At 55.3% G+C, this 13,177-nt stretch carries 9 protein-coding genes and 3 rRNA genes; 2 read left to right on the forward strand and 10 right to left on the reverse strand.

Going from position 1 to position 13,177, the window contains the following annotated elements; all coding sequences use genetic code 11:
- Positions 1–6: 6 nt before the first annotated feature.
- From BPSY_RS02420 to BPSY_RS02435, 4 genes are all read right to left on the reverse strand, one after another.
- Positions 7–618, reverse strand: a complete 612-nt coding sequence (locus tag BPSY_RS02420; protein ID WP_051921511.1) for a DUF624 domain-containing protein — start codon at positions 616–618, stop codon at positions 7–9.
- 20 nt (positions 619–638) lie between these two features.
- Positions 639–1,475, reverse strand: a complete 837-nt coding sequence (locus BPSY_RS02425) for a carbohydrate ABC transporter permease (RefSeq protein ID WP_033498357.1) — start codon at positions 1,473–1,475, stop codon at positions 639–641.
- Positions 1,472–2,326, reverse strand: a complete 855-nt coding sequence (locus tag BPSY_RS02430) for a carbohydrate ABC transporter permease (protein WP_033498355.1) — start codon at positions 2,324–2,326, stop codon at positions 1,472–1,474. The genes BPSY_RS02425 and BPSY_RS02430 overlap by 4 nt, the downstream gene beginning before the upstream one ends.
- 213 nt (positions 2,327–2,539) lie before the next feature.
- Positions 2,540–3,241 (reverse strand): histidine phosphatase family protein, encoded by a 702-nt coding sequence (locus tag BPSY_RS02435; protein ID WP_033498353.1) that lies wholly within the window; start codon positions 3,239–3,241, stop codon positions 2,540–2,542.
- 155 nt (positions 3,242–3,396) lie between these two features.
- On the opposite strand from BPSY_RS02435, the gene BPSY_RS02440 reads away from it, so the two are divergent.
- Positions 3,397–3,798, forward strand: a complete 402-nt coding sequence (locus BPSY_RS02440) for a DUF4235 domain-containing protein (protein WP_051921513.1) — start codon at positions 3,397–3,399, stop codon at positions 3,796–3,798.
- An 89-nt stretch (positions 3,799–3,887) separates the two neighbouring features.
- Entirely contained in the window at positions 3,888–4,721 is an 834-nt protein-coding gene (locus tag BPSY_RS02445; RefSeq protein WP_415926599.1) for a nitroreductase family protein, read from the forward strand.
- A gap of 33 nt (positions 4,722–4,754) precedes the next feature.
- Here BPSY_RS02445 and BPSY_RS11685 read toward each other — a convergent pair whose 3' ends face one another.
- The 6 genes from BPSY_RS11685 to BPSY_RS02475 all read right to left on the reverse strand — a co-directional run.
- Positions 4,755–5,003 (reverse strand): hypothetical protein, encoded by a 249-nt coding sequence (locus tag BPSY_RS11685; protein ID WP_033498351.1) that lies wholly within the window; start codon positions 5,001–5,003, stop codon positions 4,755–4,757.
- 15 nt (positions 5,004–5,018) lie between these two features.
- The gene (locus BPSY_RS02455; protein WP_033498361.1) at positions 5,019–5,957 is read right to left on the reverse strand and encodes an aldo/keto reductase; all 939 of its coding nucleotides are present in this window, start codon (positions 5,955–5,957) and stop codon (positions 5,019–5,021) included.
- 246 nt (positions 5,958–6,203) lie between these two features.
- Positions 6,204–7,718, reverse strand: coding sequence for an MFS transporter (locus tag BPSY_RS02460; RefSeq protein WP_051921515.1), 1,515 nt, complete (start codon positions 7,716–7,718; stop codon positions 6,204–6,206).
- A gap of 228 nt (positions 7,719–7,946) precedes the next feature.
- Positions 7,947–8,063: ribosomal RNA gene (gene rrf, locus BPSY_RS02465) — 5S ribosomal RNA — on the reverse strand.
- Between the two features lie 161 nt (positions 8,064–8,224).
- A 23S ribosomal RNA gene (locus tag BPSY_RS02470) occupies positions 8,225–11,283 on the reverse strand.
- Positions 11,284–11,662: 379 nt separating this feature from the next.
- Positions 11,663–13,177: ribosomal RNA gene (locus tag BPSY_RS02475) — 16S ribosomal RNA — on the reverse strand; the annotation flags it as partial.

Consider the following 13,177-nt stretch of genomic DNA (forward strand, 5'->3'; position numbering starts at 1 on the left):
CGAATATCAGTGGACAAGGTATGGCGCAAGAGCCCTTTGCAGTAGTTGAACTTTCACTACGAGTACGAGCCCAGGCCCGAAAAACATCACCAGAGGCAATCCTTGCGGCATATACCTGAATGAAATGTAGAGGAGGGCGCCCCAGGCAACATCGGTGGCCGCCATGATAAGAGTGACACCGGGTTTACCAATTCCAAAAATGAGTGCATTCCGCCAAGTACGTAGAATTGTATTGCTGAACATAGCTTGCAGAGGCCAGACCCATAGCATCAGAACACTCCAGACAACACCAAGACCGATCTTCGCCACCATCAGTGGCGTTGCCTGCACATAAAGCGACGCCAGAAGTAACACTCCCGAAAAGCCAAGGATCAGCCAGGAGATTGTTGACTGACGCAGTTGCGAGAAGAACGTTCGCACAAATCTACCGGTCAGATGCCCCTCACCACGCAATAGATGACGGGCCATATCCACACCCGCCACAAGCGCCGCCCCTACCGTAATCAGCGGAATGCATGCGACGACGACAAGCACGCTTAACCACAACACGTCAACAGCGAAGGACAGCGATCTCCACAAGAGAGAGTCCTGATCGAACAATGCGCCAAAACTCATCATCTACCTCCTGAGCCTGAAGATCAACCTTTTACGGCTCCGGCGGTGATCCCCTGAACGATGTATTTCTGGCAAAGTACATAAAACACGATTACCGGGATAATCGCCAATACAAGGCAACCCATCAAGGCACCCATATCCACTGAACCATACCCACCCTTGAGATACTGCACAGCGATACTCATGGTCTTGTACTTACGCAGGTCGAGGGTGAGGTAAGGCAACAAGAAGTCATTCCAAATCCACATCGTCTGCAGTATGGCCACCGAAACCAACGAAGGCTTCATCATAGGCAGTACGATACCAAAAAACGTGCGTGGAACCGAGGCACCATCAATCATGGCGGCCTCTTCGATCTCCTGCGGCAATGACTTGATGATACCGGTGAACATAAACACACTCAGCCCAGCACCGAAGCCAAGATAAATGACCCAAAGACCCCAAGGCGTATTGAGTCCAAGCGTATCGGCTATTTTGGAGAGTGGGAACATGACCATTTGGAATGGAACAATCATATTCAGCAAAAACATCAGATACATAGACTTGGCAACCACGTTGTTGACACGGACAATCCACCAGGCGCACATGGATGTACACAGCAAAATCAGAAATACAGCTCCCACGGTTACCACTACGGTCCAACCGAAACTGGAAATCATATCGGTCTGCTCTATACCACGCGCGTAGTTGTCAAAACCTACGAAAGCTCTTCCAATAGGCAGAGAGAAGGTCTCAAGCGAGATACTCGTCTTCTGCTTAAAGGAATTGATGACGACAAGAAAAATCGGGAACAACCACGCCAAGGAAACCGCAGCGAAAAGAGTGACCCACAGGCCCTCATGCTTCATTTTGTTGTTCATGCCGCCACCTCTTTACGCGTCGTCAGGCGGTTCTGCACAATTGCGATCGTCGCAACGATAAGGAAGAACACGACCGCCTTCGCCTGCCCCACTCCTTCGAAGCCTATCCTTCCATAGAAGGTCCGGTATATATTCAATGCCAACATCTCGCTGGTATTCGAGGGTGCACCATTCGTAAGCGCAAGGTTCTGATCGAACATCTTGAAGCCGCCAGTGATGGTCAGGAATGTACAAACGGTGATGCTCGGCATCATCAACGGGATGATGATGCTGAAGAGCGTTTGTCTCGAGGATGCACCGTCAACCTGTGCCGCTTCGAGAACATCGGAGGGCATGGTCTGAAGCCCCGCGATGTAGATGACCATCATGTAGCCGATTTGTTGCCAGCACACCAACATCACCATTCCCCAAAAACCATAGACACCGGAAAATGTGATGGACCGGTTCCAATGGGACAGAACCCCGTTGAGCAACAACTGCCAGATATAGCCCAGAACAATGCCACCTATCAGGTTTGGTAGGAAGAAAACGGATCTGAACAGATTCGCGCCATGCATGGCCCGTGTAAACATGTAAGCGATAAAGAATGCAGCGATATTCGTAAAAACCGTCGTCACAACAGTGAACAAAACGGTTAGCCATAAGGCATGCATGAACTCGGGATCAGTTATTGCCTGCTGAAAATTCTTCAGTCCCACCCACTGCGAATCCGTAACGGTTGTGAATGAGGTGAAGCTGAGGTAGACCCCGATGATGAATGGTGCTATGAATCCTATGAAAAAGGCAGCGCACGTCGGCAGGGTAAAAAGCACCCACCAACGTCGAATCGATTTTCCAGTCATGCTGATCATGCCAGCCCGTCCCTCTCTTCCTCGAGTGAGTCAATGTGCGGAAACTTCAGAAATCTATGTTCACCATTTGTTGCAAACATATGCCATCTATATCCCAGCACTATGGAGAACAATATAGCACAATATTGCTAACGTTGTCATTCGGGATCAGCATCAAATCCTCAAACAAACCCTATATGTCAGTACTGCTTCACCATCATCATATTATTGGGGCTAGCAGTTCCAATGCTGGATGACGTTATCGCCACGGTAGCGGGAAAGCATGGAGAAGTGGGCCGTGTCAAGACGGAACAACCTGGCCGTGTGCGGATCGAGACCGAGCCATCGTGTTGTCAGGATGCGCAGGATATGGGCGTGGGCCACGAGCAGAACCGTTTTCCCTTCATCCAGCAGAGGCGTCAGCTGCTCCAGTACATCCCCCGCACGGTTCGCGGCATCGTCCAGCATCTCACCGGGACCGTTATGCACCGTGATGGTTTCTCCGGAGGGGAGCGTGGTGTCCCAGTCTCCGGCGAGCCTCGGCGAAAGGGACTCCGGTCCGTCCCTCCACAGTGTCCAGTCATGGCCGTTCGCATCCGAGACCTCATCCCGGGTTCGACCTTCCGCCCTGCCATAGTCCCACTCCGCAAGCCCCTGCAGTAGCGTCGGCGCCGTGAATCCTGCGAGCTCAGCAGTGGACCTCGCCCGTTTCAACGGGCTGGAATAGACGGCATCCGGTGCAAAGCCCCCCGGGAAGGCCTGGTCAAGGCGCGATCTGGCCTGCACCGCCTGCTGCTCACCGGTACTGGTAAGCGGAATATCCGTTCGGCCTGTGTGCTGGCCTGAAACGCTCCAAGCGGTCTGTCCGTGCCTCAACAGCACGATGAGTCCTTGCCGCGAAGCGTCGTTGCTTGCGTTGCTATGAGAATGAACCATATCTACACTGTACTCACTGGCATTGGCATAACCGAATTCGCACCACGCCCCGGTGTATCGCGCCCGTTACCGCCAGAAAGCAATCAGGCCCCTATCTGGCCCGATCCGTCTACAGGCCGCTTCTTCGCTGAGCGCACCGATAGCAGTGCGTCATCATGTGGGATAATGGGCAGGTGACCCAAGAACGTGAAAGCGACCTAACCGATACCGCGGACCGGTTGACGGCCCAATTCGATTCCGTCAATGCAAAGGTGGACGACATGCGCTCCGATATCGAAAGCGATCCTGATTCATTCAGTGACAAAATCATCAAGCTGGCACTCCCGGCACTCACCGGAATGCTTGCCGGACAGATCTTCAAAATGATCTGGAACAAACAACGCGGCAAGGATGGCCTTGACGACGAAGAGCGACAGGAGGGCTTTTTCATGAGCCTCGTATTCGCCGCCCTGTCCGCAGCCGTCACCGCAGTCGTCTCCCAACTCTCCGATCGTGGGTCCAAAGCCTTCGTGGATCATCGTCATAACAAAGCGGCAAAGCGGCAACGACAGTCCTGAGGCATCGCCGTCGCACAGCGTGGTGCCGGCAGGAATCATCTCTACGTGCTGGGCATAAGATTCCATCATGCCCACGTACGGGCATGATAATAAGTGATATGTCAGATACATCCCACCAGGCACCGGCCGAAAGCTCATCGCATGACAGCGAACAGCATCCGACGATCGCCAGTCTGCTCAACAGGCGCTCCATCCGTCATTTCAAGCCCTCCCCGGTGCCACCCAAGGTCGTCGACACCTTGGAGACGGTCGCCCAACATGCGGCGACAAGCCAATACCTGAATTCATGGTCGATGCTCCGTGTCGAAGATGAGGATCTGAAGCAGGCTCTGGCGCGAATCGGCAGACAGCCGTATATTGCCGAAGCCCCCTTGCTCTATGTCTTCATCATCGATCAGCATCGAAACGCGCGACTGGCTGAGCGACAAGGCGTTGATACCGCATCCGAAGACTTCACGCTCAACAGCAGCTACATATTCGCTCAGTCACAGAACGATGCCGTGCTGGCGCTGCACGCGATGGAGACCGCCGCCTACGCCCTTGGCCTGGGATGCGTGATTCTCGGCTCCGTGCTTAACGACATCGATGGACTCATCGATCTGCTCAAGCTACCCGCGCTCACCTACCCCGTCCTCGGGCTGGCGATCGGCGAGCCCGACGAGCACCCGGCGCTCAAACCCCGTCTGTCCAAAACGATGCAGGTCTTCGAGAACACCTATCCCGACGATGCGACCCTCGACCTTCCGGATCAGGCTCTTGAAGACTTCGATTCAGCAGTGCATCACTACTATGATCTGCGTGATCCGAGCCGACCTCTGGCAACCTTCAGCGAACAGATCGCGGCAAAATCGCAGGCCTCGTCGCCTTTGGCCAAGCCTCTGGAACCCCCTGCGATCCGTCAGGGCTTCACCCCCGGCCGATAACGCCGGCCTTGCGCGCAGGCGGCCTGTGCGAGCTCAGCGTCTTCTGGGTTTGTACCCTCGCTTGCGCGAATGCGGCTTGGAGGCGCCGCCGAAGCGAGCCGTGACGCCCTCGCCCGGCTGTCTGCTGGTCAGATGCCATGAACCGCAGAGATCGCATCGGTATACCCACAGCTCAACGCCGCGTTGAATTCTGCTTTCCTCAGCAGCCCGTCTTGCAGCGCCCTGATCCTGATACATGATCTTTGAACTGGCGTTGCACCGACGAGGAACAAAATAATGCACTGTTCTCAGCCCCGGTTACGGCAAGTCGTTGCCGGCGGCGCAATACAGGCCGTACCACTGTGAAGCGCTGAGCTCCACCTCGGCACCTGCAGCCATATCCGAGATACGCGAAGGTGTCATCGAACCCAGCAATACCTGCATATGCGCAGGATGCCTGAGAATCCAAGCAACCGCGATCGCGCTCTTGGTCACGTGGTATTCCTCGGCCAAACGATCCAAAGCCTCATTGAGTTCCGGGAACTTGGGATTGTCCAGGAACACTCCCTCGAAGAAACCATATTGGAAGGGGCTCCATGCCTGTATCGTCATATGCTTCAGCCTGCTGTATGAAATCAGGCCACCGTCATGGTCGATACTCGGTTTGTCGATCATATTGACATGGAATTCCTGCTGGACCATGCCGGTATGTCCCAGGCCGAATTGCAATTGGTTCACTTCAAGTTTTTGGCTGACCGCGCTTTGCAGCAATTCGACCTGCATCGGATTCACATTACTGACGCCGAAGTGCCTGACCTTCCCGGAACTCTGCAGCTCGTTGAAGGCCTCGGCGAGCTGATCGAGCTCGACCAAGGTATCGGGGCGATGCAGCAAGACGAAATCGACGTAGTCGGTCTGCAAACGCTCCAGCTCGCCGTCAAGAGCGGCGATCAGGTGATCCTTGGAAAAGTCGTATCGGGTGATCTCCCCGCTTTCCTCATCACGATAGATGCCGAATTTCGTCTGGATGAATATGTTCTCGCGCTGTACGTGCAGATCCTTGAGTGCGGTTCCGAAGCGTCTGGAGCTTTCCCCTCCCGCATAGCCATCAGCGCTATCAAAGAAGTTTATTCCCGAGTCGAGGGCGGTTCTCACCACCTCCGCGGCCTCCTCACCGCTTTTATCGGCGATGCGCATCACCCCGAGCGCCACACGCGAAGCATTAACCCCAGATGTTCCCAGCCGTGCATATCTCATATTCGCAACTCCCCGCTCGATCTGTTCGTCGAATGCCAATGTGGCCGCATAGGCATGCCTTGACACCACTGTTCATCGTGATCGCATCAACAACGTCACTCTATGAATTCTAACGCGGCTGGCGCAGAGCAAGCAGGCGGTAGGCACTCAGCGAATATACGGGAGCCATCCTCGCGCTCCCGCCGGCCCGTGTGTGGATTCCTCTTATCCGCCGTATGAATGCCCCAGCGGAGGTATGCGATGCCATCAGCCTGGCAGTCGCTCGTGTGACGCCTCCGCGTGCCGCACGGCCAATGCCCTCAACATCGCCAGCGCGGAGATCAGGAGCACCACCGTGACGCAGACGAAGGCCGCACGGGAGCCCGAAATGGTGGCCTGGGCGTATTCGTCGCTGCCGGCGCTACCATGCCCCGCCTGCGCGACGGCGACGAACACCGACATCACCGTGGTCCCGACCGCCCCCATGAGCTGCTGCAAGGTGCTGAACAAGGCGTTACCATCAGCCTTCAACTCTCCGGGAAGCTCGTTGAGCGCATCGGTCATGATATTCGAATAGGCCGTCGAGAAACCCAGCATGTAGACGAAATAGAAACAGCTCAGCCCGATCAATCCTGCTCCAACACCGAATATGCTGAACATCAGCAGGCCCAGCAGCGCCACCACGAAACCGGCCAGGATAGGAGTCGCGGCCCCTATTCTGTCGAGCAGCATGCCTCCGAGCGGTGCCATGACCGCACCCAGAAGCGCACCCGGCAGCACCGCGATCCCTGCGACCAGTGAGCTCTTCCCCAATCCCAGCTGGATCAGATTAGGCAGCAGGAAGCCCAGGCCGATGGTGATGAAGGGGAAGAGCACATACGACAGGAGATGCCAGCGGAAGCTCACACTGGTGAGGACGCCCAGACGTATCAGGGGGGAGAACGACCTGCGTGATATCCGCGCGAAGGCGAATAGTGCGCCTATACCGACCACCAGCAGTACGGCGGCCAGGACCATCGTGGGGACTGCGGCATCATCACCTGTCGAAAGCGCCGATATCGCCGATCCGCCTTGTTCGATGGCGAAGAGGATGGACACGAAGGCAATCGCGATGCATAGGAGTTGCAGCACGCTCAGTCTGGCCTCGGTGGTGGGTTCGGACTGTTGAATGCATTTCAAGCCCAATACCAGGGCCACCAGCAGGAAGGGAATGACCAGGACGAAAACCCAACGCCAGGATGCCATCGATGCCACGACACCGCCGAAGGTCGGTCCCAATGCAGGCGCACAGGCACATACCAGATTGCCGACACCCATCAATTGGCCGATCTTGGAGCGCGGCGATTGCTCCAGAATGATGTTGAACATCAGCGGCAGCGCGATGCCTGTCCCCATCCCCTGCAGGATCCTGGCGATCAGCAGCATCGGGAAGTTCAACTCGCAGAGGGCGACGATCGCGCCCAGCAGACAGAGTGTGACGGCGACGATGAACTGGAGACGCAAGGTGTAGCGGCGTTTGAAATAGGATGAGAGCGTCACCGTGAGCGACACCACAAGCAGGTAACCGGTTGTCAGCCATTGCACGGTGGAGGTGCCAACCGAGAATTCCGACATCAGCTCGGGGAACAGCACATTCATCACTGTTTCCGTCAGGATGCCTATGAAGGTGAGGACGCCGGTCGCTATGACCGATCCGAGCAGCCTCCCCGGGATCCTCTCGGCTTGCCTGTGCTCTGCGGTGGCAGATATGGAATCATGTCTGGTGTCATCATTATGGGTCATGACAGTACAAGGCCGTCCCCGGCCGAACCTTTCTGGGGCTCGGGTTTCATCAGTACCAGATAATTGGTTGATAAGAGACGGCATGCAAGCCGCTGACTGACCCAAGCAGAAACAGCACTGAGCGTATCAAATACACCCAGACAAATCGTTGTTGGTGTGGTGGGTGTGGTGGGTGTGGATATGGTTGGACCCCGGGCAGGTGTTCCTGTCCGGGGTCCTTCACGTGTAAAGCGACGACGTGCTACTCTCCCACACCCTAACGAGTGCAGTACCATCGCCGTGCTAGGTCTTAGCTTCCAGGTTCGGAATGGAGCTGGGCGTTTCCCCTAGGCTATGGTCGCCGCAAATCTTGAGTTGTCACCCCCGGTGAGGGGAGTGGTATGTGACGGCATGGGAACCGGACAGTGGACGCGATATTCATATCGTTCATGACCAACAAGTGCTCCTTGTTGAAGTCATATTGCTAGAAGGACTTACGGTATCCACCCAACCCTGAGGTTGGATGAAGTATGATTGCCTTTCGACTGTTAGTACCGGTCAGCTCCACCCCTTACGGGGCTTCCACGTCCGGCCTATCAACCATGTGTTCTACATGGAGTCTTCAGAGGCTCGAGGCCTCACGGAATTCTTATCTCGAAGCAGGCTTCCCGCTTAGATGCTTTCAGCGGTTATCCCTTCCGAACGTAGCTAACCAGCGGTGCCGCTGGCGCGACAACTGGCATACCAGAGGTTCGTCCACCCAGGTCCTCTCGTACTATGGGCAGGTCTTCTCAAAATTCCAACGAGCGCAGAGGATAGAGACCAAACTGTCTCACGACGTTCTGAACCCAGCTCGCGTGCCGCTTTAATCGGCGAACAGCCGAACCCTTGGGACCTGCTACAGCCCCAGGATGCGACGAGCCGACATCGAGGTGCCAAACCATCCCGTCGATATGGACTCTTGGGAATGATCAGCCTGTTATCCCCGGGGTACCTTTTATCCGTTGAGCGATGCCGCGTCCGTACACCGGCACCGGATCACTATTTCCGACTTTCGTCCCTGCTCGACCTGTCAGTCTCACAGTCAAGCTCCCTTGTGCAATTACACTCAACACCCGATTGCCAACCGGGCTGAGGGAACCTTTGAGCGCCTCCGTTACTCTTTAGGAGGCAACCGCCCCAGTTAAACTACCCGCCAGGCACTGTCCCTGATGTGGATAACACATCGAGGTTAGATATCAAATGAGAACAGAGCGGTATTTCAATTGTTGACTCCACCTGAGTTGGCACCCAAGCTTCAAAGTCTCCCGCCTATGCTACACAGTTCGCACCTAATACCAATACCAAGGTATAGTAAAGGTCCCGGGGTCTTTTCGTCCTTCTGCGCTTAACGAGCATCTTTACTCGTACTGCAATTTCGCCGAGCTCCTGGTCGAGACAGTGGGGAAGTCGTTACGCCATTCGTGCAGGTCGGAACTTACCCGACAAGGAATTTCGCTACCTTAGGATGGTTATAGTTACCACCGCCGTTTACCGGGGCTTAAATTCACCGCTTCGCCGAAGCTGACGGATCCTCTTAACCTTCCGGCACCGGGCAGGCGTCAGTGCATATACAGCGACTTTCGTCTTCGCATGCACCTGTGTTTTTGGTAAACAGTCGCTACCCCCTGGTCTGTGCCACCCGCTGAAGCTCGCTCCGTGAAGAAGTCCACCCCGACGGGTCTCCCTTATACCGAAGGCACGGGAGTAATTTGCCGAGTTCCTTGACCAGGATTCGCTCGATCGCTTTGGTATTCTCTACCTGACCACCTGTGTTGGTTTAGGGTACGGGCGGCTAAAAACCTAACACCGAAGTTTTTCTTGACAGCCTGGATCGCCGAGTTCGGGCTAAAAAGCCCCCATCATCACACCTCGGGCTAACACCTGGCGGATTTGCCTACCAGGCACCCTGCGTGCTTAACCACGGAAAACCACCTCCGCAGCCGGTTACCATTCTGTGTCACTCCTGTGCTGTCCTACTGTAAGGAGAGGTCCCAACGTGAAGACGATCAACGACCCGAAGGCCGAATCACATCAACAAGGAGGTTAGTACTCCAAATCTCGGATTTTGCGGTTAGAAGCCGGTAGGAGAATATCAACTCCTTCATCCATTCGACTACGCCTGTCGGCCTCGCCTTAGGACCCGACTAACCCAGGGACGATGAACGTGGCCCTGGAACCCTTAGTCATCCAGCGTGGGAGATTGTCACTCCCATTTCGCTACTCATGTCTGCATTCTCACTTCTGTACAGTCCACGGCTGAGTTCCCTCGCCGCTTCGCCCCGTACAGAACGCTCTCCTACCCATCAGCCATAAGGCTAATGTCGCGTCTTCGGTGGTGTGCTTGAGCCCCGCTACATTGTCGGCGCGGAACCACTAGACCAGTGAGCTGTTACGCACTCTTTCAAGGGTGGCTGCTTCTGAGCCAACCTCCTGGCTGTCTATGCGACTCCACATCCTTTCCCACTTAGCACACGCTTAGGGACCTTAGACGACGATCTGGGCTGTTTCCCTTTTGACTACGAAGCTTATCCCCCGCAGACTCACTGCCGTTGTAAACTTCACAGGTATTCGGAGTTTGGCTGCTGTTGGTACCCGATATGGGCCCGCAAGCATCCAGTAGCTCTACCCCCTGGAAGCAATGAAACGACGCTGCACCTAAATGCATTTCGGAGAGAACCAGCTATCACGGAATTTGATTGGCCTTTCACCCCTAACCCCAAGTCATCCCCTCAGTTTTCAACCTAAGTGGGTTCGGTCCTCCACGCGGTCTTACCCGCGCTTCAACCTGCTCAGGGCTAGATCATCCCGCTTCGGGTCCAGGACATGCGACTAAAACGCCTTTTAAGACTCGCTTTCGCTACGGATCCCCCACCCGGGTTAACCTTGCCACATATCACTGACTCGCAGACTCATTTTTCGATAGGCACGCCGTCACCCCGAAAGGCTCCGACGGTTTGTAAGCACATGGTTTCAGAAACTATTTCACTCCCCTCCCGGGGTACTTTTCACCTTTCCCTCACGGTACTTGTACGCTATCGGTCAGATTGAAATATTTAGGCTTATCCAACGGTCTGGACGGATTCGCACGGGATTCCTCGAGTCCCGTACTACTTGGGAGAAGCGATCAACAGACAACGCGCGTTCGACTACGGGGCCATCACCCTCTTCGGCCAGGTTTTCAATCCTGTTCGTCTCACACATTGTTTTCTTACTGTTGCCGGCCTCATCAGCGACCGGACACACTTTCCCACGACACCGACTGCGCAACGCCTGACAGCTATCACACGCAACCGGTTTAGCCTGATCCGCTTTCGCTCGCCACTACTCACGGAATATCTTTTCCTGCAGGTACTGAGATGTTTCACTTCCCTGCGTACCCCCCGCATCAAGCGGTACCGCCCCATAACGGGCGGTGGGTTTCCCCATTCAGAAATCCTCGGATCGAAGCCCTGTTGGCGGCTCCCCGAGGCTTATCGCAGCCTCATACGTCTTTCATCGGTTCAATCTGCCAAGGCATCCACCATGTGCCCTTGCAAGCAACACATACCAACAAACAATATGTCCTGCCGCAAGCCTTTACTAGCAAATTCCTAGACAACAAATCATCACACTAATTGATCATAAACGATCGACACAAACTCTCATCAGAGAGTTCGGTCTGAAATTGAAGCAAGCAGTAAAACTGCTTGCTCGCGTCCACTATCCAGTTCTCAAGCCGCCACCGCACCAGGCGCGTCAACCAACCACGAAGGGAAGGCATCAACGACAGGGCGTCGAATCGCCGAGTGGCAATCCGGGAGCCCAAAAGCGTATCCGTACCGCAAAAGTCTGATTAACCGATCCACACCAGTACGCCACCACACACGACAACCTGCCGCGCTGATGACCTGTTCGCCACAAACCGTGGCTTAAATTCTCCGTAGAAAGGAGGTGATCCAGCCGCACCTTCCGGTACGGCTACCTTGTTACGACTTAGTCCCAATCACGAGTCTCACCTTAGACGGCTCCCTCCAAAAAGGTTAGGCCACCGGCTTCGGGTGCTACCCACTTTCATGACTTGACGGGCGGTGTGTACAAGGCCCGGGAACGCATTCACCGCGACGTTGCTGATTCGCGATTACTAGCGACTCCGCCTTCATGGAGCCGAGTTGCAGGCTCCAATCCGAACTGAGACCGGTTTTAAGAGATTCGCTTCATGTCGCCATGTCGCATCTCGTTGTACCGGCCATTGTAGCATGCGTGAAGCCCTAGACGTAAGGGGCATGATGATCTGACGTCATCCCCACCTTCCTCCGAGTTAACCCCGGCGGTCCCTTGTGAGTTCCCACCATAACGTGCTGGCAACACAAGGCGAGGGTTGCGCTCGTTGCGGGACTTAACCCAACATCTCACGACACGAGCTGACGACGACCATGCACCACCTGTGAATCGGCCCCGAAGGGAGACCCCATCTCTGGGGCTGTCCGAAACATGTCAAGCCTAGGTAAGGTTCTTCGCGTTGCATCGAATTAATCCGCATGCTCCGCCGCTTGTGCGGGCCCCCGTCAATTTCTTTGAGTTTTAGCCTTGCGGCCGTACTCCCCAGGCGGGATGCTTAACGCGTTAGCTCCGACACGGAGCCCGTGGAAGGGCCCCACATCCAGCATCCACCGTTTACGGCATGGACTACCAGGGTATCTAATCCTGTTCGCTCCCCATGCTTTCGCTCCTCAGCGTCAGTAACAGCCCAGAGATCTGCCTTCGCCATTGGTGTTCTTCCCGATATCTACACATTCCACCGTTACACCGGGAATTCCAATCTCCCCTACTGCACTCTAGCCTGCCCGTACCCGGCGCAGATCCACCGTTAAGCGATGGACTTTCACACCAGGCGTGACAAACCGCCTACGAGCTCTTTACGCCCAATAATTCCGGATAACGCTTGCACCCTACGTATTACCGCGGCTGCTGGCACGTAGTTAGCCGGTGCTTATTCAAAAGGTACACTCACTCTCGCTTGCTCCCAATTAAAAGCGGTTTACAACCCGAAGGCCTTCATCCCGCACGCGGCGTCGCTGCATCAGGCTTTCGCCCATTGTGCAATATTCCCCACTGCTGCCTCCCGTAGGAGTCTGGGCCGTATCTCAGTCCCAATGTGGCCGGTCGCCCTCTCAGGCCGGCTACCCGTCGAAGCCTTGGTGAGCCATTACCTCACCAACAAGCTGATAGGACGCGACCCCATCTCATACCGCTAACGCTTTCCCAACAAAACATGTGAAATGTTGGAGCATCCGGCATTACCACCCGTTTCCAGGAGCTATTCCGGTGTATGAGGCAGGTTAGTCACGTATTACTCACCCGTTCGCCACTCTCACCATCAAGCAAGCTTGATGGATCCCGTTCGACTTGCATGTGTTAAGCACGCCGCCAGCGTTCATCCTGAGCCAGAATCGAAACCC

This window comes from Bifidobacterium psychraerophilum, assembly GCF_000741705.1.
GTDB lineage: Bacteria > Actinomycetota > Actinomycetes > Actinomycetales > Bifidobacteriaceae > Bombiscardovia > Bombiscardovia psychraerophila.